The 17726-nt window shown below is 58.2% G+C and carries 21 protein-coding genes and 2 tRNA genes; 10 read left to right on the forward strand and 13 right to left on the reverse strand.

What is annotated here, in order from left to right:
- Window positions 1-94 precede the first annotated feature (94 nt).
- A complete protein-coding gene (locus V6S97_RS01640; RefSeq protein ID WP_334425976.1) occupies window positions 95-1063 on the forward strand; it encodes a LysR family transcriptional regulator in 969 nt (322 codons plus the stop codon).
- Window positions 1064-1107: 44 nt separating this feature from the next.
- On the opposite strand, the gene V6S97_RS01645 is transcribed toward V6S97_RS01640, so the two are convergent.
- The 3 genes from V6S97_RS01645 to V6S97_RS01655 all read right to left on the reverse strand — a co-directional run bounded on the left by V6S97_RS01645 (window position 1108) and on the right by V6S97_RS01655 (window position 4213).
- Window positions 1108-3096 (reverse strand): bifunctional 2',3'-cyclic-nucleotide 2'-phosphodiesterase/3'-nucleotidase, encoded by a 1989-nt coding sequence (locus V6S97_RS01645; protein WP_060724196.1) that lies wholly within the window; start codon window positions 3094-3096, stop codon window positions 1108-1110.
- A 215-nt stretch (window positions 3097-3311) separates the two neighbouring features.
- The gene (locus tag V6S97_RS01650) at window positions 3312-3647 is read right to left on the reverse strand and encodes a PilZ domain-containing protein (RefSeq protein WP_004441225.1); all 336 of its coding nucleotides are present in this window, start codon (window positions 3645-3647) and stop codon (window positions 3312-3314) included.
- 98 nt (window positions 3648-3745) lie between these two features.
- Window positions 3746-4213, reverse strand: a complete 468-nt coding sequence (locus V6S97_RS01655) for a DUF1203 domain-containing protein (protein WP_020810796.1) — start codon at window positions 4211-4213, stop codon at window positions 3746-3748.
- 163 nt (window positions 4214-4376) lie between these two features.
- On the opposite strand from V6S97_RS01655, the gene V6S97_RS01660 reads away from it, so the two are divergent.
- Window positions 4377-5261 (forward strand): DUF4344 domain-containing metallopeptidase, encoded by an 885-nt coding sequence (locus V6S97_RS01660; RefSeq protein ID WP_111784511.1) that lies wholly within the window; start codon window positions 4377-4379, stop codon window positions 5259-5261.
- A 59-nt stretch (window positions 5262-5320) separates the two neighbouring features.
- On the opposite strand, the gene sseA is transcribed toward V6S97_RS01660, so the two are convergent.
- The 4 genes from sseA to V6S97_RS01680 all read right to left on the reverse strand — a co-directional run bounded on the left by sseA (window position 5321) and on the right by V6S97_RS01680 (window position 10108).
- Window positions 5321-6742 (reverse strand): 3-mercaptopyruvate sulfurtransferase, encoded by a 1422-nt coding sequence (sseA, locus tag V6S97_RS01665; RefSeq protein ID WP_111792643.1) that lies wholly within the window; start codon window positions 6740-6742, stop codon window positions 5321-5323.
- A 16-nt stretch (window positions 6743-6758) separates the two neighbouring features.
- Window positions 6759-7496: an alanyl-tRNA editing protein gene (locus V6S97_RS01670; protein ID WP_334425980.1), complete on the reverse strand. Its 738-nt coding sequence runs from the start codon at window positions 7494-7496 to the stop codon at window positions 6759-6761.
- 12 nt (window positions 7497-7508) lie between these two features.
- On the reverse strand, window positions 7509-8546 hold the full coding sequence (locus tag V6S97_RS01675) for a cysteine synthase A (protein ID WP_020009403.1): 1038 nt from the start codon (window positions 8544-8546) through the stop codon (window positions 7509-7511).
- 122 nt (window positions 8547-8668) lie between these two features.
- Window positions 8669-10108, reverse strand: coding sequence for a cryptochrome/photolyase family protein (locus tag V6S97_RS01680; RefSeq protein ID WP_334425981.1), 1440 nt, complete (start codon window positions 10106-10108; stop codon window positions 8669-8671).
- 189 nt (window positions 10109-10297) lie between these two features.
- On the opposite strand from V6S97_RS01680, the gene V6S97_RS01685 reads away from it, so the two are divergent.
- From V6S97_RS01685 to V6S97_RS01695, 3 genes are all read left to right on the forward strand, one after another.
- Window positions 10298-10567, forward strand: coding sequence for a DUF982 domain-containing protein (locus V6S97_RS01685; RefSeq protein ID WP_003502285.1), 270 nt, complete (start codon window positions 10298-10300; stop codon window positions 10565-10567).
- 135 nt (window positions 10568-10702) lie between these two features.
- A complete protein-coding gene (locus V6S97_RS01690; RefSeq protein WP_003502287.1) occupies window positions 10703-11260 on the forward strand; it encodes a methylated-DNA--[protein]-cysteine S-methyltransferase in 558 nt (185 codons plus the stop codon).
- Between the two features lie 113 nt (window positions 11261-11373).
- Window positions 11374-11817: a TIGR02594 family protein gene (locus V6S97_RS01695; RefSeq protein ID WP_020810805.1), complete on the forward strand. Its 444-nt coding sequence runs from the start codon at window positions 11374-11376 to the stop codon at window positions 11815-11817.
- Between the two features lie 58 nt (window positions 11818-11875).
- On the opposite strand, the gene V6S97_RS01700 is transcribed toward V6S97_RS01695, so the two are convergent.
- Window positions 11876-12115 (reverse strand): hypothetical protein, encoded by a 240-nt coding sequence (locus tag V6S97_RS01700; protein ID WP_003502291.1) that lies wholly within the window; start codon window positions 12113-12115, stop codon window positions 11876-11878.
- A gap of 170 nt (window positions 12116-12285) precedes the next feature.
- On the opposite strand from V6S97_RS01700, the gene V6S97_RS01705 reads away from it, so the two are divergent.
- Entirely contained in the window at window positions 12286-12690 is a 405-nt protein-coding gene (locus tag V6S97_RS01705) for a DUF2934 domain-containing protein (RefSeq protein WP_111792640.1), read from the forward strand.
- Between the two features lie 101 nt (window positions 12691-12791).
- Here the strand turns inward: V6S97_RS01705 and V6S97_RS01710 are convergent.
- Window positions 12792-12866: transfer RNA gene (locus tag V6S97_RS01710), tRNA-Asn, on the reverse strand.
- A gap of 176 nt (window positions 12867-13042) precedes the next feature.
- On the opposite strand from V6S97_RS01710, the gene V6S97_RS01715 reads away from it, so the two are divergent.
- The gene (locus V6S97_RS01715; protein WP_020810808.1) at window positions 13043-13321 is read left to right on the forward strand and encodes a hypothetical protein; all 279 of its coding nucleotides are present in this window, start codon (window positions 13043-13045) and stop codon (window positions 13319-13321) included.
- 3 nt (window positions 13322-13324) lie between these two features.
- Here V6S97_RS01715 and V6S97_RS01720 read toward each other — a convergent pair whose 3' ends face one another.
- Window positions 13325-13969 (reverse strand): exopolysaccharide biosynthesis protein, encoded by a 645-nt coding sequence (locus V6S97_RS01720; protein WP_020012290.1) that lies wholly within the window; start codon window positions 13967-13969, stop codon window positions 13325-13327.
- 522 nt (window positions 13970-14491) lie between these two features.
- Between V6S97_RS01720 and V6S97_RS01725 the strand changes: the two genes are divergently transcribed.
- A complete protein-coding gene (locus tag V6S97_RS01725) occupies window positions 14492-15079 on the forward strand; it encodes a YqaA family protein (protein WP_003502297.1) in 588 nt (195 codons plus the stop codon).
- Window positions 15080-15217: 138 nt separating this feature from the next.
- Complete coding sequence (locus V6S97_RS01730) at window positions 15218-15772, forward strand: dual specificity protein phosphatase family protein (protein ID WP_162686136.1); 555 nt, start codon at window positions 15218-15220, stop codon at window positions 15770-15772.
- A gap of 217 nt (window positions 15773-15989) precedes the next feature.
- Here V6S97_RS01730 and V6S97_RS01735 read toward each other — a convergent pair whose 3' ends face one another.
- The 3 genes from V6S97_RS01735 to V6S97_RS01745 all read right to left on the reverse strand — a co-directional run bounded on the left by V6S97_RS01735 (window position 15990) and on the right by V6S97_RS01745 (window position 16895).
- Window positions 15990-16193, reverse strand: coding sequence for a hypothetical protein (locus V6S97_RS01735; protein WP_334425982.1), 204 nt, complete (start codon window positions 16191-16193; stop codon window positions 15990-15992).
- 225 nt (window positions 16194-16418) lie between these two features.
- The gene (locus V6S97_RS01740) at window positions 16419-16679 is read right to left on the reverse strand and encodes a hypothetical protein (RefSeq protein ID WP_003502300.1); all 261 of its coding nucleotides are present in this window, start codon (window positions 16677-16679) and stop codon (window positions 16419-16421) included.
- A gap of 139 nt (window positions 16680-16818) precedes the next feature.
- A tRNA-Pro gene (locus V6S97_RS01745) sits at window positions 16819-16895 on the reverse strand.
- 229 nt (window positions 16896-17124) lie between these two features.
- On the opposite strand from V6S97_RS01745, the gene V6S97_RS01750 reads away from it, so the two are divergent.
- The gene (locus tag V6S97_RS01750) at window positions 17125-17661 is read left to right on the forward strand and encodes a DUF1269 domain-containing protein (RefSeq protein WP_020012295.1); all 537 of its coding nucleotides are present in this window, start codon (window positions 17125-17127) and stop codon (window positions 17659-17661) included.
- Window positions 17662-17726: the final 65 nt, after the last annotated feature.

The raw sequence follows: 17726 nt of genomic DNA on the forward strand, positions 1-17726 counted from the left end.
ACGATGCCCTTCCTTTGCGCTCTATATGAAAAATTACTGCCATCAAGAAAACTGTGATAATATGGAAGCAATCTATCGATGAAATGGATGGAACATGGACGCGAACCCGACGCTTGACCAATTGCAGGTGTTTTTGACGGTTGCCGAGACCGGCAGCTTTTCCGCTGCGTCACGGGCGCTCAATCGCGCGCAGTCGGTGGTCAGCTACACGATTGCCAATCTCGAGGCGCAGCTTGAAGTCACGCTGTTTGAGCGCAGCGGCGCGCGCCAGCCGAAACTGACGGATGAGGGCCGCGCCATGCTTGAGGATGCAAGGCGCATCGTCGCCGGCCTGCAGGAGATGCGCGCCCGCGCCAAAGGGTTGAAGCAGGGGCTTGAGGCGGAACTCTCGGTCGCCATCAGTACCATGGTGCCAGCGGAGGCCGTGGTGGCCGTGCTGCGCGATTTTCGCACACAGTTCCCGACCGTCACCCTCAGCCTCAATGTCGGCGAATTGGGCATGGTCATGGATATGGTGCTCTCCCGCAAGGCAGGCATCGGCATCGGCGGGGCGATGCTGCGCCAGGATGATGAGCTCGTTGTCGAAAAGGTGGGCCATTCCTTCATGTTGCCCGTCGTCGCGTCGGATCACCCGCTGGCGCAGATCGAGCGGCCTCTGGTTCTCGCAGACGTGCGCGAGGAGGTCCAGCTTGTTGTCACCGATGCATCGGGCCTCACCAAGGGCCGCGATTTCAATGTTCTCTCTTACAAGACATGGCGGGTCAGCGACATCGCCACGAAATACCAGCTCATCAAGGGTGGCCTCGGCTGGGGCGGTCTGCCCGCATCGATTGTGCGCAATGATCTGACCAATGGCAGCCTGAAAGCGCTTGAACTTGAGGCCTATGAGCAGGGCGAATATCCGCTCTTTGCGCTGCGGCGGGTGGATTCACCGGCAGGCCCCGCAGGCCAGTGGCTTGCCGAAGCATTTCAGCAGCGCCTGTCTGCCTGCCCGAACCACAAGGATTTCAACGGGATGCTTGCGGCCAGCAAGCAGAGGACCATTGCTGTCGCCGCTGAGTGACAGTCTCGCCCTCCCGGCCGGTTTCAGCCGGGAGGGCGAAGCTTTTAGAGAACCAGACGGAACTTCGCGAAACCTTCCGCGCCGTCACCGGCATCCTCGATTTTCGCGCCCTTGATATCTGCCGCATAGTGGCGGCCCTTGGGGCCGGTCTCGAAGATCGCCGTGGTATTGGCGACAGGCGCGAAGGACCAGTTGGCATCCGCAGACGGGTTGATGGTGCCCTGATCGATGATATAGCGCACGATCACGTCGCGGTTGGTATCGGGCGCCACGAAGATCACCTTGTCGCCGGCGATATCGGGGAATTTGCCGCCGCCGCTTGCCCGGTAATTATTGGTGGCGACCACGAATTTCTGCTCGGGATCGATCGGCTTGCCTTCAAATTGCAGGTTGACGATGCGGTTGCTGTCCGGATTGACGGCCTTGCCGTCCTTGTCGAATTTCGCCGGTTTGGAAATGTCGATCTGATAGGTCACACCGTCGATGACATCGAAATTATAGGACGGAAAATCCGCGTTCAGCAGCGGCGCATCCTTTGCGCCCGCTTCGACGGTGTTGAACATGCCGGCCGACATTTCCAGCCAGTTCTTCACCTGCGCGCCGTTGATCAGCACCGCCTGCACTGTGTTGGGGTAGAGATAGAGATCGGCGACGTTCTTGATGGCGATGTCACCGGCGGGGACATCGGTGTAATAATCCGCGCCGCCGCGGCCGCCCGACTTGAAGGGTGCTGCTGCCGAAAGCACGGGCAGATCCTTGTATTGTCCTTCCTTCAGCATGTCCTTGATGTACCAGGTCTGGGCATTGGAAACGATCTGCACGGATGGATCGTCCGCTACCAGTGCGAAATAGGAATAGAGCGGCGCGGAGGTTTTACCGACCGGACGGCGCACATAGGCAAGTGCCGCCTCATGATCGGCTTTGGCGGCGGCGAGGACTTCCGCTTTATCCGTGAAATCGGCGACGACCTTGCGGTTTTCGTCACGGTGATAGATCGGCCGGGCTTCGGAGGTGAAGTCGACGATCTTCCAGCTTTTGCCGTCCTTTTCAAGCAGCAGGTCGATGAGGCCCATATGCGAGCCCCAGAAACCGGCCATCACCGCCGGCTTGCCCATCAGCGTGCCCTTGACCGCATCCGCACCCTCAATGCCGTCCCAGGTCTTCGGACCGGGGAAAACGAGATGCTGGTGGCCGGTGAAGATGGCGTCGACGCCTTCGACGGCAGCCAGATAAAGCGAGGCGTTTTCCATGCGCTCCGTCTGGCCCTTGCCATCGATGCCGGAATGGGAAAGGGCGATGATGATATCGGCGCCTTCTTCCTTCATGACAGGCACCCAGGCTTTCGCAGCCTCGACGATGTCACGCGTCTGCGCCTTGCCCTCGAGGTTCTTGGAATCCCACATCATGATCTGCGGCGGCACGAAGCCGATGATGCCGACCTTGACCGGGCTCGTCACGCCGCCGCCATCGCGGATCTGCTTTTCCAGAATGACATAGGGCTTGAAGAACAGCTCGTCGTTTTTCGGATCGGAAGCAAGCTGGCCCTTGGTGAGGTTGGCGCAGACATAAGGGAAACCCGCACCGGCCAGCGTGTTCGACATATAGTCGAGGCCGTAATTGAACTCGTGGTTGCCGAGCGTGCCGCAATCATAACCCAGCACATTCATGGCGTTGATCACGGGGTGCTTGTCGCCGGCCTTCATGCCGCGCTCATAGGCGATATAGTCGCCGAGCGGATTACCCTGCAGGAAGTCGCCATTATCCACCAGCATCGAGTTACCAGCTTCGGCACGGATGGTGTCGATGATCGAGGCGGTGCGGGCCAGCCCCATCGTGTCGTTCGGCTTGTCGGCGTAATAATCATAGGGAAAGACATGAACATGGATGTCAGTCGTTTCCATGATGCGCAGATGCGCCTGGTTGGTCGCTGCGCGCGCAGCAAAAGGGTGCAGCAGCACCAGCGCCGAGGAGGCCGCGATGCCGCCCAGAAGCGAACGTCGGGTGATGGGGTGGAGAGCGAGAAGCGACGACATGGGAACTCCTTCGAATGAAGCTTGCTCTGTCATGAAAAACGACAGGGTAGAAGCAATCGCAGAGGAGTCCATCACCAAAATGACAGGCCCGTGACGGATGGGCCTGTTTTCAACCGTTTGATAAATTTTTTGTCACGGCAGCGCGGCGCGGGTGTCGCCGTACCGGAGAATGCGCATCGTCCGCCCTGCGCATTCCTCTTCGCTGGACTAACGGATCAGCGGGCGAGGGTCGGTTTCACGTCTTCATGGAAGAAGCGGAAATAGGAGGAGAGCTGCGCCAGCGTGTTGGTGGAAAGCTTGAGCTGCAGGCCGAGGCGGTTCATGTGCTGCCACTGCACGACGCCTTCGATGAAGCCCAGATCCTCACTCTGCACCTTGACCCGGCTGCCCTTGGCAGCGGCGAAAGGCCCGTCCAGTTCGAGCGCCATCCCCGTCGCCGAAAGATCGACCACGCGTCCCCTGGTCGACTGGCTGAAATAATGCACGGTCGCAAAAATTCTGGTTTTGCTGCGGGGCGCAGTCCGGGTCGCCATATTGAGGTTATTTGTCATGTTGCTGCTCAAATCAATTGTTTCCGATACCATGCATCATGGCGCAAAAAGCTTGAGAGCCGTTTAGTTCTTCTCTTAAAATTGCAGATAATTGCCGATTATGCTGTGTCGATACGGCACTGATAGCAATTATTACGGGCGGATCGCACATGCACATAAGCGACATCAGAGCGCTCCAGAAGGCGCAGTGCTCGCGACACGATCTCGCCCGTCGCCGTCACCGCGCCGGTGCCGTAGACGATGCGGTCATCGGCTCCATAACCCCGCACGATGTAATCCGGGCTGTCCAGCATCGGCGGGACATCCTGCGTCTGCGGATAGCGCTCACAGGCCTCGGCATGCAGAAAAACCGGTCCCGTTTCCGCATAAGGCTGTAGCGAGGGGAAAGGCCGGTAGGCGAGGATCAGCATCCCGTCGCCTTCGCCGATCTGGCGAAGGCAGTGGCGGCAGGGCATGCCGCCTGGAGAAACGGCTTTTTCCGGCGGATTGCCATAGGCGTCGGCGGCTCCCGCCCGGAAGGCCTCGGCTTCCTTAGCCGGCATTGCGGTAAAAACGAGATCGGTCATGTCGGGGCCTTCTGGGTTGGGATCGGCGTTGCTTCTTTGCAGCTATGGTCCCGAAATGGATCACTATCCACCCGATTCTTGACAGGCGATGCAACCAGCCCATTGCGTGACTCGTTAGCTTCGGGAATCAGTGACGCTCCTCGTTCCCGGAAGGTCTGATTTTATGTTCCGTCGTTTTCTGGCCGCCGTTCCGCTGGCTTTCGTATCGTTGACGGCTCCCATGCAGGCCGAGGCGCAGGTCGCCTCCGGTCTCGACGGCCTGTCCGACGATCAGCTTCAGCAGGCGGTCAATTTCGTTATCGGCAACGCGATCTTCTCGCTTTATCACGAAGGCGCACGCATGCTGATCTCGGATTTCGGGACAGCGGACACGGCAAGTGTTCAGGCCCCGGCCGATCAGCTGGCCGGCACGCTCATCCTTCAGGCCAATGAGGAATGGCTCGACACCGCGCTCGTCAACGCCACCGACAGCTGGTATCTCGCACGTGAGACGGAGACCCTGCCGGAGCACGAGGCTCCGGTCTTTTCCGCGCTGGTGCCCGACAGGAGCCGCGACCGCAACATGGCCTGCCTGATGGTCGGTCGCGACAAGGATGGTTATGGCGATCTGGCTGCCATGATGGGGCTCAACAATGCCGAGTTCGACAAATGCGCCGCCGCCTATCCCGGCGTTGCGTCGGCCTGGGAGAATTTTCTGAGCACCCACCGCAGCCAGACGCCATCCAGATTTGCCGTCAGCTATGTGCCGCCGCGTGATCCAGAACTTGAGCCCTATGCCATCATGGTCAAGGAATCGAAGATTCTCGATCTCATCAGCCGCAGCTTTGGCGGCTATGGCCTGAAGGGAGACGTCAAGCTGACGGCCAGGTCCTGCGGCCGCCCCGATGTCTACTGGTCAGCCGAAAAGCGCGAAATCACCTATTGTTACGAGCTCGGTAAATTCCAGGCGGAGCTGATTGCCGATCATCTGTTGAACACGGTCACGGAAGACAAGGGGGCCGCCGGCGGCCATATTCCGACGGCGGTCAATCTCGAACGGGAAATCTGAGGCAGATTGCCGGACGCTGGTGATCTGGCCTCCTGAACGGGGAGGAGGCCAGCCACCCCTCAATTGCGCATCGAGATTTCCAGAAGTTCCGTATCGGCGAGCGGCTCCACCCAGGCTTCATAGGTGCCGACGGGCGAAAAGCCCATCATCTGGTAAAGCTGCAACGCGCGCGGATGGTCGAGCGTATTGGTGGTCACCGTCACCCGCTGCGGATTGTCCTGCCAGGCGGCATAAAGCGCCTGCAGGAGAAACCATTTGCCGACGCCGGCACCGATCGCCTCTTCGAGCAGGCCGAAATAGGACAGCTCTGTCACCTCGTCGCTCGCCTTGTTCAGTTCGAAGAAACCGGCGGGCGCACCGTTCATATAAAGGACCGTGACGCTGTTTTTTGGATCGCGCAGGATGGCGGAAAGCTCCGCATCGCTCATGCGCATGCGCTTTTGCCAGTGCCAGCGCTTCCCCACCCGCCAGTAGAGATAGCGGTAGAAGTGCAGGGGAATATTGTTGACGCGCATCAGCGCCGTCTGGATGTTGACGGGGATAGGCAGGCTGACCTTCGGCGGCGCGGTCATTTCGAGCTGCGTCACATGCGCCTTCAAAGGCCCATGCGACACCACGGGAACAGGCTCGGCGGGGCCGGTAACAATAGGCGTATCTTCCAGTCCGCCCCATTCCGACCACGAGCCATCATAGAGCGAATTGTCCTGATGGCCGAGTGATTCAAGCGCCAGCGTGATGACGGCTGCGGTAACGCCCGAGCCGCAGCTGGTGACAACGGGCTTGCCGAGATCGATGCCGGCGTCGGTCACCATCTTGCGGATGGCGGTGAGGTCCTTGAAATGACCGTTCTCGGAAAAGGCGGTCGCGGGCAGGCTGCGCGCGCCGGGCATATGGCCGGAACGCATGCCGGCACGCGGCTCGGCCTCGTCGCCGGTGAAGCGGCCTGCGCCGCGAGCATCGGCGATCTGCTTTTCACCGCTGTCGACGATGCCGCGCATCGTTGACAGCGACGTCACGCGCTTTTCGTTGAAATCGGGTGTGAAGGTTGCGGGTTCGATTTCCGGCGTGCCGGTTTCGAGCGGCCGGCCCTCGCGCTTCCAGCCGTCCAGACCGCCATCCAGCACATAGGCCTTGCGCACGCCCATCACCCGCAGCATCCACCAGACGCGCGGTGCGGAAAAGAAACCGGGGCCGTCATAGACCACGATCGTGTCGGTATCGCTGAGCCCGAGCTCGCCAGCCTGTTCGGCAAAGAACTCCGGCGAGGGCAGGGAATGCGGCAGGCCGGTCGTATGATCGGCGATCTTGTCCTGATCGAAGAACACGGCGCCGGGCAGGTGACCGGCCGCATATTCTTCCGCGCCGTTGCGTTTATGCGCCGGCAGATACCACGAGGCATCAACGAGACGAAACCCGGCCGTGCCGAGTTGTTTTTCCACCCAGTCCGCCGAAACGACGAAACGGCTCTTATCCGTGCTCACGATGTCTCTCCTGATTTCAGGCAGCAGCTTCAGGCGCGCCGAAACGAATGCGGAACCGCCTGTTCTCCTTGCCCTTTTTTTCTATCTTGGCAATGTGAATATCGCCCACTTCCTGCGTTTCGGAAACATGGGTGCCGCCGCAGGGCTGGCTGTCGATGGCAGAATTTTCGCCGATGCAGACGAGGCTGACCCGGCCGAGGCCCATTGGCGGGCGAACATTCTTGGATTTGACGATGCCCGGATTGGCCTGCAGCTCCTCGTCGGTGATCCATTGCAGGAAAACGGGATGGTTGGCTTTCACCAGGTCCATCAGCTTTGCCGTGACTTCATCCTTGTCGATGGTTTCCGACATGTCGAAATCGACGCGCGATTCGTCTTCGCCGACGGCAGCACCGGTGATTGGCCACTGGCAGACGACGGATAGCAGATGGCAGGCCGTGTGCATGCGCATCAGCTTGTAACGGCGCGGCCAGTCTACATGCAGGGTCAGTTTTTCACCGACCTCGGGGGAAGGCTGACCTTCCAGCGGCACATGGATGATAACGCTCTTGTCGGCGCCATTTTTGGTAATGCCGAGTTCGATGCGCGACCCGTCTGCCCGCTCGAGAAAGCCGCTATCGCCCGGCTGGCCGCCGGAGGTGGCGTAAAAGCAGGTCTGATCCAGCTCTATGCCGCCATCCTCATGCACCGCCGTGACGATCGCTTCTGCGGTGGAAAGATAAAAATCGTCACGGAACAGGGCATTCACAGGCATTTCGGCATGTCCTCAAACGGTTTCGTACGGAACCGCAATCTCGCTTTTCGTCGCAAGCCACTGTGGAACCGGAAGTCCCTTGGAACGCAGGAAATCCGGATTGAAGAGCTTCGACTGATAACGATTACCGTAGTCGCAAAGTATCGTCACGATGGTATGCCCCGGACCAAGCTCGCGGGCAAGGCGGATTGCGCCGGCAATGTTGATGCCGGAGGAGCCGCCGAGGCAAAGCCCTTCTTTCGTGACCAGATCGAACAGAACCGGCAGCGCCTCTGCATCGGAGACGCGATAGGAAAAGTCAGGCGTGAAACCTTCCAGATTGGCGGTGATGCGGCCCTGTCCAATACCCTCGGTAATGGAGGACCCTTCCGACTTCAGGACGCCGTGCTTGTAAAATTCGTAGAGGGCGGCACCTTCGGGATCGGCAAGGCCGATCTTGATGTCGGGATTGAAATCGCGCAGGCCATCAGCAACGCCCGCAAGTGTTCCGCCGGAACCGACCGAGCATATGAAACCATCGACCTTGCCATCCGTCTGGTCCCAAATTTCAGGAGCGGTCGTTTCGATATGGGCCTGACGGTTGGCGATATTGTCGAACTGGTTGGCCCAGATCGCGCCGTTTTCATCGGTTGCGGCAAGCTGTTTCGCCAGCCGGCCGGAGACCTTCACGTAATTGTTCGGGTTGGAATAGGGTGCTGCCGGAACTTCGACCAGCTTCGCGCCAAGAAGTTTCAGCGCGTCCTTCTTTTCCTGGCTCTGCGTCTCGGGAATGACGATGACCGTCTTGTAGCCGAGCGCATTGGCGACCAGCGACAGGCCGATGCCGGTATTGCCCGCCGTGCCTTCCACAATAGTGCCACCCGGCCGCAACTGCCCGCGCCGTTCGGCGTCGCGGATGATGTAGAGCGCGGCGCGATCCTTCACCGACTGGCCGGGATTGAGGAACTCCGCCTTGCCGAGGATTTCACACCCCGTCGCTTCAGAGGCGGCTTTCAGACGGATGAGCGGCGTGTTGCCGATAGCACTGAGCGCAGAGGAGTGAATGGTCATGATTGAGCCTTCTTGTCTGAGCGGAAATTAGGTGCCGTTATGTCCCGTTACAACCGCTTCAAGGCAAGAAATTATCTTCCCGGCTTTGGCTTAGCCACGCAAAATTTTGCCGATACCCAATTTTATGCGTTTTTCTTGACTTCGGCATAGGCGGCAAGCGCGCTTTCCCGCGCCTTTCCATGGTCGACGATCGGCAGCGGATAGGTCTTGCCAAGCTCGATGCCCGCTTTCTTCAAGGCCTCTTTGGGCGCTTCGAACGGCTTGTGGATATATTTCCGGTCGAGCTTTTCAAGCTCCGGCACGAAATGACGCACATAGTCGCCATCGGCGTCGAATTTCTCGCCCTGCAGGATGGGGTTGAAAATGCGGAAAAACGGCGAGGCGTCCGCGCCTGAACCCGCCACCCATTGCCAGTTGGCGGCATTTGAGGCCGGGTCGGCATCGACAAGCGTATCGCGGAACCATTTCTCACCCTTGCGCCAATCGATCAGCAGATGCTTGATCAAGAAGGACGCTACGATCATGCGCACCCGGTTATGCATGGTGCCATGTCGCCACAATTGCCGCATGCCGGCATCCACGATCGGATAACCCGTCATGCCGCGCGTCCAGGCCTTGAAGGATGTCTCGTCGTTCCGCCAGCCGAAAGCGTCGAAACTCTCGTTCCAGTTCTTCTCGTCCAACTCAGGGAAATGAAACAGCAGGTGATAGCAGAACTCCCGCCAGACGATTTCCTTGCGGAAACGGCTGATATCGTTTGAGGCGATATGCCGGGAAAGCCCCTTCGTCGCGTGCCAGACGGTGGCGGGTGATATTTCACCCAGGGCCAGATGCGGCGAGAGCATGGAGGTTGCGTCCTTTGCCGGAAAATCGCGACCTTCTTCATAGCCTTTCAGGACGCCATCGATGAAATCATCGAGTTTCTCCTGCGCGCCGTCCTCGCCGGGAGCCCAGATGTCGCTGAAGTGTTTCGCCCAGTCTGGTTTAGTGGGCAAGAGCTTCCAATCGGAGAGCTTCTCAGATTCCGGCCATGCCTTCGGCCCTTTCAGGCTCTTCGGCGCGTCCGTCGGCGCATGCGGCTCCTCGCCGCCCTCCAGCGCCCGCCAGAAAGGCGTATAGACCCGGTAGGGACCGCCGGATTTCGTCTGCAGCCGGGATGGTTCATGCAGCAGGTGCCCGGAAAAGCTGCGAACGGTCAGGCCATCGTCGCGCAGCTTCTGCTTCAGCGCCTTGTCTGTCGCCATGCCTGCCGGATCGTAACGGCGGTTCCAGAATACTGCGTCAGCGCCGGTTTCGGATATCAGCTGGCGCAGCGTCTCGCCGGCGTCGCCACTTGCAAGAACAAGGCGACTGCCGGTTTTTTCCAGCGCGGCGGAAAGGCAGGCGAGGGAGTGGTGAAGCCACCATTCCTGCGCGCCGCCGAGCGGGCCGCAGGATTTTTCCCTGACATAGACGGGGATGACGGGGCCGCCATGCTCCACGGCGGCAAGCAGGGCAAGATTGTCCGAAAGGCGCAGGTCCTTGCGGAACCAGACGATGGCGGGGGAGGCTGTTGTCGGCATGAAAGGACCCGGTTCACTTCCGCTTGAACGAGTGTTGAGACGCTTTGTTCCGCAAATCGGCTAGAATGGAAAGATGGAGGTACATGGTTTCTCGAGGGTTATTTTTTCGCCCTTGAAACCGCTGATGAAGGGAACCAACTGGAGGGGCCGGCGTTTGTCGCGGGTTAATAGAGCATGGAAGTGCAATCAATGTTGCTGAACGACGTTAAGTGGGAAAAGCCCGTTACCATCTCCCTTGAAAACGGTGCTCCCCGGATTTTCAATGGCGTTTACGAAGCCTTCGATTTTCTTCAGCACGAATGGCCCGAACGTGGCGACAAGGCGCATGAACAGGCGCTGCGTCTGTGCCGCGCCTCGCTGATGGGCGATGTGGCGGGAGAAATCGCCCGCACGGCTTTCGTTGCCGCCAGCCGGCAGGCGCAATGCCTTGTCGAAGAGCAGGGCAAAATCGCATCCTGAGCGGATTTTCAGGACTGACGTGTAAAAGGCCACCCGCCAAAAACGGGTGGCCTTGTTTGTTGAGAGGCAGGAAACGGGTTGTTTCGAATGCGGGATATGGCATCGTGCATGCGAAAAGGCGAATGAGTGACGGCAATGAGCAACAACTACGGCTATATTGTTTTTCCGACGGCCCTCGGCCATTGCGGCCTTGCCTGGGCGGGGCGCGGTATCGCGCGTCTGCAATTGCCCAGCCCTGACGCCGGTGAGACCGAAAAACTTCTCCAGAAGCGCCTGCCATCCGCCTGCATTGCCGTTCCGGAAACACGCACGCGCGAGGTGATTGCAATGATCACCCGTTATTTCGGCGGCGAGCAGATCGATTTTACGACCGTCGAACTCGATCTCGCCGGACAGGAGCGATTTTTCCTCGATGTTTACGCCGTTGCGCGGCAGATCGGCTGGGGCGACACCACGACCTATGGCGGCATCGTAAAGACGCTTGGCCTTGGCATGGAAAAGGCCCGCGATGTTGGTCAGGCCATGGCGAAAAATCCGGTACCGCTGATCATTCCCTGCCACCGGGTTCTCGCTGCCGGCGGCAGGCTTGGCGGCTTCTCCGCACCGGGCGGAACCACCACCAAATTGCGCATGCTGGATCTCGAAAATGCCGGCCGCAGCCGCGCCGATGAGGCGCAGGGCAGCCTGTTCTGAAGCAATGACAGATCAGCGCACATGAATAGGTGTCTGATTTCTGCCCATTTCTCGTCAAATTGTCGCTAAATTGTCACAATACACGGGCGCCCTCTAACATAAGGGCGAGACGTTTGAGAGTATCCGCGTTAATTCTATCCGTTGCCTTGTCTTTTACAGTCGTTGCATCGGCCTCGGCCGGCATGCTGAACCAGGCGGAAAAATACACCGGGCTGCACGAGTCCAAGAACAACAAGAGCCTCAAGAATATTCTTGGCGCAAATCCCCGCAGCACCCCATGGTGCGGCCTTTTCCTGCATGCTGTCGCCAGCAAGGCCGGCCGGCAGTCTCCCAAATCCTATGGATTTGCGAAGTCCTGGACATCCTTCGGTTATGCCGTTCCGGTGGGCCAGGCCAAGCCGGGCGATGTCGTTGTCATTCGCAACGGCCGCGGTTATCACGCCGGCATTTTGAAAAGCATGAGCGGCAAGACCGCCCAGATCCTCGGCGGCAATCAGTCCGGCCGGGTGCAGGTGTCGAACTTCAATCGCAAGGCCATCGTGTCGGTCCGTCGATAAAATCTCCAGGCATTCCTTTGATAAAGGCGGGCTTTGACCCGCCTTTTCCATTTTCGGCCTATGGCTGCTCTCTGGTGCCCGGCGCCGCCTCGCGCTGGTCATCGTCCTCAAGGTCCGTGGCGACGATGAAGGCGTCCTCATGCTGCCTTGCCGCCTGCCGGCGTGCACGCAGGCTCATGCTCTCGTCCGGGTAAATCTCGCCGTCCTTTGCTTTCAGCTCGCTGTCGGTTTCGAAACGCGCGACATCCTCGTCGCGAATATCAAGCGGTTCGGTTTTCGGCTTTTGCGGGGTGTTCATGAAATGGTCTCCTGCGGGTTTCTGCAGGGCAAACGATCCGCGGTCGACAACGGTTCCCTTTCACGCGGAAATGCTCACCCGCGACGAAACCGCGCGGAACAAACTCTGGCTTTTTTTGTTTTTTCAGTGGCACAATCAAAACCGGTGCAACACGAAGAGGGAGGTCCGTTATGAGCCATGACCGCGAAGCCGTAATCCGTGAAAAAGCGCGCGCAATATGGGAGAGGGAAGGAAGACCCGACGGGCATCATGAAAGACACTGGATCGAGGCAGAACGGGAACTTTCCGCAGATGCGGAAGCGGCAAAGTCCAAAAGCGGGAATGGCGTGAAGAAGCCAGCTGCCGCGAAGGCGTCAGCGGAGAAGGCGCCTGCGAAGAAAATGCCAGCGAAAAAGGCAGCCTCGGCAAAGGCCAAATCCCCGGCGGTAAAATCGCTTGAGAAGGAGCAGAAATCTGCGGTCAGGAACAAGGACGACGATTTGACCGAGAGCCTTGAGGAGAGTTTTCCGGCAAGTGATCCGCCGGCACTGACCAACGCCACAAGGGCGACGAAACGGGTGGTCAAGAAGACCTGACCGTTTGACGGCTGAATAACCGGGAATTCAGGAAAATCGCCGATCCAAATCGGGCGAATTGCAGCGGCACTTCGCTCTTCAAAACATGTTTTTGAGAGAGATGGCTCCCCGGGCCGGATTCGAACCGGCGACCTGTCGATTAACAGTCGAATGCTCTACCGCTGAGCTACCAGGGAACGTGCACCGCTTGGCGCGGTGTGAGCGGGGTAATACAAATGCTTTTCCGATTTGCCAAGCGGTTTTTTCAAAAAAAACGCATTCCTCTTGTTTTATCCCTCCAGAGTCCCGATTTTCCGGGCTTATCGACGGTGAAAAAATTATCCACAGGCCAGATGAAAAAGGGCAGGATGGAATGAAATTCGGTATCGACCACAGAACGCATCGTCTCCATGTCGGAAAATGGAGCCTTGCCATGCCGCGTTCGCGCGTCGGCAGGATCGCGACGGGCTCGGCTCTGGTGGTGGGCGGAACGCTGGGTTTCCTGCCCGTCCTTGGTTTCTGGATGATTCCGCTTGGTCTCATCGTGCTTTCCCACGATCTGCCCGTGGTTCGCCGCCAGCGGCGACGGCTGGCGGTCTGGTGGGCGTCGCGGCAGAACGGCCGCGACAGCCGTAATGGCGGCCGGCGATAGGTCTTAAGCGCCGATGGAGCTGCTGATGCCCTGGCCGGCCCAGAAAGCCGCATAGGCGAGCGCTGCGAAATAAATCGTCGTCAGACCCAGGAAGAGATAGCCGCCGAGCACGGTGACGCCATCCCGCTGAATCATCCCGGCTGAAAAAAGCAGGATCGCGACACCCGGAAGGGTGTTGGAGAAGGGAATGAAGCCGAGCGGCATCATCAGCAATACGCCCGCCGTCATCAGCGCAAGCCCGTTTATCCGGTTGGCGATGATGCCCGTCGTCAGCGCGGGAATGCGCGGACGGATGAAACCATCGAGCTTGGAGACAATGGCGACGCCTTTTTGAAGGGCGGGAACAAGCTTTGCCGTTTCCATCTGCCGGTCAAGAATTTTTGCCGGCAACCATGGCAGGCGATTGAGGGTGATTGCCAGACTGACAAGGATGATCGCTGCGCCAAAGACCGTGCTGACGCCGGGAATGGAAACCGGAATGAGAAAAGGTAGAGAGGCGATCGCGCAGATGAGCAACAGGCCCTGTTCGCCGATTGCTTCCATCAACTCGCGCAACGTGATCGTCTGACCCTGCAGCTTTCCTATTAGCTTCTCAAGCGTCGTGCTGAGCTTTTCAGACGTATCAGTGAATGCGAATTCGTTCGTCATACGGCTTCCCGGGAGTTGTTTTAACTCCGGGCTTGATAACATTCATCCGGCCCAATGCCTATCGTTGATAGAAACGGAGCCTTTCACATTTGGTCGAGTGGTTCCGTCCTGCTCAGTGCGAAACCCAGCTGCTGTAAGCCCCTGCAAGAAGAACCACCAGCAGAATGACAAGTATGACCGGATTGATCGATGTAACGAAGCTTACATATTCCATGATAACTTCCTCCTCTTCCGTCCGCCTTCATTCTACAGCAAAAAGGCGAACTTATCTACCACAGGGTGAAATTTTGCATTGCAGCAACCGGCTCTCGGTATGGGCGGGAAATGCTTGTCATTATGATTTTTTGCGATGCAAAAATAAATTTTCCAACATTTGCCATTCTCTTGCGTTGTCTCTAATTCTCATTCGGGTTCGGTCTCTCCGGCCCGCCGGCCGCCGTCGGCAAACCACATGAATCACCGCCGGCCTACCCTGGCTCCTGCCTGTCTTCACTCCGCAACACTCTTCCCCGGGGACATGAAATGCTGAAAAACATCTATGCCTGGACGATGGCGCTCGCTGCGCGCAAAACCGCCGTATGGTGGCTGGCGATCGTGGCTTTCGTGGAAAGCTCCGTCTTCGTCGTACCTGCGGATGTGCTTTTCCTGCCCATGGTGCTGGCCAAGCCGAAAAAGGCGATGTTTTATGCACTCGTTGCAACCGTCGCCTCGGTTCTCGGCGGCATCGCCGGCTGGTTCCTCGGTCATTATGCTTTTGAGAGCCTTGCCCGGCCCATTCTCGAATTTTACGGCAAGCTCGACAGCTTCGAGCATCTGAAGAACTCGGTGGATTACGAGACAATCGTTCTCCTGCTGGTGACATCGGGGCTCGCGCATCTGCCGCCGATCAAGGTCGTCACAATTCTCTCCGGTGCTGCCAATATCAGCCTCGGCCTCTTCATTCTTTCGGCTGTCGTCACGCGCGGTGCGCGCTTTTTCATCCTGGCCGGGTTGCTGCAGAAATACGGTGAACCGGTACGCCATTTCATCGAGAAACGTCTTGGCGCCATCACCGCGGCGGCGGCGGCCGCACTCATTGCGGTCTATGCGGTCTACGTTTTTGTGCGTTGATCAAGCGCAAATTTTCTACTCTTACAATACTGTCGCAGAACTTTCAGCTTACTGTCAGAATCCACCTGTATCGGTTCTCTCGTCGAATGAGGGAACCGTTTTATTATGCGAAGATTCTGGAAGTGCTCCTTTTGGGGCATGGGTATTGCTGTGCTTGCCACAGGCGGTTATCTCTACGCCATTCAGCTCCTCGGCAATTTTCACGAGGTAGTCGCGGGGCAGCTTTATCGCTCCAACCAGCCGAGCAATGAGCAGCTCGTCCGCTATACCAAGGACCATGGTATCAGGACGGTCATCAATCTGCGCGGTGCGAATGAAGCCAAGGCCTGGTACAGGGATGAGGTCGAGACCTCCCGCGAGCTCGGATTGAATCACATCGATTTCGGCATGTCGGCCAGCCAGGAGCTTGACATGAACAGGGTCAACGAGCTGGTCGCGATCATGCGCGATGCGCCGAAACCCATTCTCATTCATTGCAAGGCCGGTGCGGACAGGACAGGTCTTGCCACCGCTCTCTATCTCAGTCGCGTCGCACGGTTTGATGAGGAACAGGCGGAAAGCCAGCTTTCCTTCCGCTTCGGCCATATCGGCATTCCCTATCTGTCGCAAACCTACGCCATGGACCGGACGTGGGAAAACGCGGAAAAGATGCCTGTCATCGACGATTTCGCGATCGCGTCCAACGAATATTGAAGATGGCCTGGGGCAGGCGGTGTAGGCAACAGATGCCGGCACCGCCCTTCGTCGGGACACCTTGCCGGCTACGCCCACACAGCGGACTACCACGCAGCCTTAAACTTATCCCATCGCCCCGGCAGCCGATATGGCGGAGGATTTTTGTCCAAGGCTCAATCGCTCATCAGGCTTGCTGGTGTGTCATCGCGCCCAAAAGACTGTGGCGGAGACGATTCTAATCCCGCCCCGCGTCGGGCTTCCACCCGCGGGTATATCCATTTCCCATGATGGCGACTGCAAGGGAGAGCTGTTCCTGCAAATGCTCGATTTCGCCGAGAAGCGCTTCGACAGCCGCCTTCGCATCGCCGTCATGACACTGGATGACATATCCCGCTATGTCGTCGGGCCGTGCAGGGGTGATTTTTTCAGCGTCGGGCATAGTGGATGACCTCTCTTTTGTTCACTAAATGTTCTAATTTTAGCGGAGAGTCAACAAGGCAATGCGCGCTGTCCTTCTACGGCTAGCGGCTTTACACCTGAGCTTATATTGTCGGGAATTTAACCGGAGAACGCTCTCGATCAAAAATGGGGATCGAGAAGACAACGGTCGGAGCACGGAATTCTGGCCCAAAACCCCTACGGCTTGGTGCCGCAGAATCAAACGTTAATGAACTGACGGATCGTCGCCATCAAGGAAGCTGCGAATCCCATCTTTCTCACAAGTGGCCAGGAATTCTTCCCAGGCGTCTTTATCGGTGGCGAAAGGTTCGTCCCAGGTGGTGACATCGTCGTGCTCGCTGATAACCTCGAGCGTCCAATCCTGCTGGGTACCAGCGGGCCGGTAGATATCAACAAGGACGGTGATGCCCTCGTCTTCAAACTCGCCCGAGAATTCTGAGTGTTCTATTTTCGGTTTTTTTGCCATCTCAGCACACTTCGTTCTCAAGGCTTGGATAAATGCACACCCGAACAGGGTCTTTTAAACTCGCGCATAGCGCTCATTACTAGAGAGCTAAAACAAATATAGCCAGCTCTGGGGGAACTGGCTATCTATCTGATTTTAATGGTCGGAGCGGCGGGATTCGAACCCACGACCCCTTGACCCCCAGTCAAGTGCGCTACCGGGCTGCGCTACGCTCCGAACCTGAAAGCCGTTTATATATAAGCCTGTTAGGGTGCAAGCGGAAAATGGTCTTTTCATAAAAAAAGGAACAAAGGGTGTGGACGGCAAGAAAGGGCCGGGGCAGGGTGATGCTTCCCGGCATGGGCGACCGTCAAACGCGTGACACATCCTCTTTCCATCATTGCCGGAACAAGCTGCGTTCTTCGGCGTTCAATCGCAGCGGAATTGAAACTCAGGGAGACGAACTATGTCCGAACTCGTCGTTGTTGGTTTTGACGGAACGGAAGTGGCCGACAGGGTGCTTCTGAAGCTTGCAGGCCTGAAAAAGGAATATCTGGTTGATCTGGAAGATGCCGTGGTCGTCGTTCGCGATGAAGACGGCAAGGTGCATCTGAAGCAGAGCGTCAATCTGACGGCAATCGGCGCAAGCTCCGGTTTCCTGTCTGGCGGTCTGTGGGGCGGCCTTGTCGGCCTGCTGTTCCTTAATCCGCTGGCGGGATTTGCCATCGGCGGCGCGATTGGCGCCGGCACGGGCGCCCTTGCGGGTTCGCTGACGGATTTCGGTATCGACGATGATTTCATCAAATCACTCGGCGAGACCATTCCCAATGGTTCTTCGGCGCTGTTCGTGCTGATCCGCAAGGTGCAGCCGGAAAAGGTGCTGGCAGAATTCGAAGGCCTGCGCGGGCGGGTCATCAAGACCTCGCTGTCGCCGGCGCAGGAAGCGCAACTGCAAAAGGCGCTCTCTGGCGGAGCCGAACCGGCCACCGCGCCTGCCGTCTGAGCAGACGAAAAAGCGACGCTGCGGCATGTTCCATGTCGCAGCGATCCGTTCAGTCCTCGGGAAAT

It is taken from the genome of Agrobacterium sp. CCNWLW155, from assembly GCF_036888815.1.
Lineage (GTDB): Bacteria > Pseudomonadota > Alphaproteobacteria > Rhizobiales > Rhizobiaceae > Agrobacterium > Agrobacterium radiobacter.

Bases quoted from the DNA above. Each gene is read 5' to 3' on its own strand.
- V6S97_RS01650 (WP_004441225.1), bottom strand. From the start codon at position 3,647: ATGACAAATAACCTCAATATGGCGACCCGGACTGCGCCCCGCAGCAAA.
- V6S97_RS01690 (WP_003502287.1), top strand. From the start codon at position 10,703: ATGAGCAACAACTACGGCTATATTGTTTTTCCGACGGCCCTCGGCCAT.
- V6S97_RS01670 (WP_334425980.1), bottom strand. From the start codon at position 7,496: ATGCCTGTGAATGCCCTGTTCCGTGACGATTTTTATCTTTCCACCGCA.
- V6S97_RS01705 (WP_111792640.1), top strand. From the start codon at position 12,286: ATGAGCCATGACCGCGAAGCCGTAATCCGTGAAAAAGCGCGCGCAATA.
- V6S97_RS01675 (WP_020009403.1), bottom strand. From the start codon at position 8,546: ATGACCATTCACTCCTCTGCGCTCAGTGCTATCGGCAACACGCCGCTC.
- V6S97_RS01740 (WP_003502300.1), bottom strand. From the start codon at position 16,679: ATGGCAAAAAAACCGAAAATAGAACACTCAGAATTCTCGGGCGAGTTT.
- V6S97_RS01700 (WP_003502291.1), bottom strand. From the start codon at position 12,115: ATGAACACCCCGCAAAAGCCGAAAACCGAACCGCTTGATATTCGCGAC.
- V6S97_RS01640 (WP_334425976.1), top strand. From the start codon at position 95: ATGGACGCGAACCCGACGCTTGACCAATTGCAGGTGTTTTTGACGGTT.
- V6S97_RS01725 (WP_003502297.1), top strand. From the start codon at position 14,492: ATGCTGAAAAACATCTATGCCTGGACGATGGCGCTCGCTGCGCGCAAA.
- V6S97_RS01735 (WP_334425982.1), bottom strand. From the start codon at position 16,193: ATGCCCGACGCTGAAAAAATCACCCCTGCACGGCCCGACGACATAGCG.
- V6S97_RS01660 (WP_111784511.1), top strand. From the start codon at position 4,377: ATGTTCCGTCGTTTTCTGGCCGCCGTTCCGCTGGCTTTCGTATCGTTG.
- V6S97_RS01750 (WP_020012295.1), top strand. From the start codon at position 17,125: ATGTCCGAACTCGTCGTTGTTGGTTTTGACGGAACGGAAGTGGCCGAC.
- V6S97_RS01715 (WP_020810808.1), top strand. From the start codon at position 13,043: ATGAAATTCGGTATCGACCACAGAACGCATCGTCTCCATGTCGGAAAA.
- V6S97_RS01730 (WP_162686136.1), top strand. From the start codon at position 15,218: ATGGGTATTGCTGTGCTTGCCACAGGCGGTTATCTCTACGCCATTCAG.
- V6S97_RS01720 (WP_020012290.1), bottom strand. From the start codon at position 13,969: ATGACGAACGAATTCGCATTCACTGATACGTCTGAAAAGCTCAGCACG.
- V6S97_RS01645 (WP_060724196.1), bottom strand. From the start codon at position 3,096: ATGTCGTCGCTTCTCGCTCTCCACCCCATCACCCGACGTTCGCTTCTG.
- V6S97_RS01655 (WP_020810796.1), bottom strand. From the start codon at position 4,213: ATGACCGATCTCGTTTTTACCGCAATGCCGGCTAAGGAAGCCGAGGCC.
- V6S97_RS01685 (WP_003502285.1), top strand. From the start codon at position 10,298: ATGTTGCTGAACGACGTTAAGTGGGAAAAGCCCGTTACCATCTCCCTT.
- V6S97_RS01680 (WP_334425981.1), bottom strand. From the start codon at position 10,108: ATGCCGACAACAGCCTCCCCCGCCATCGTCTGGTTCCGCAAGGACCTG.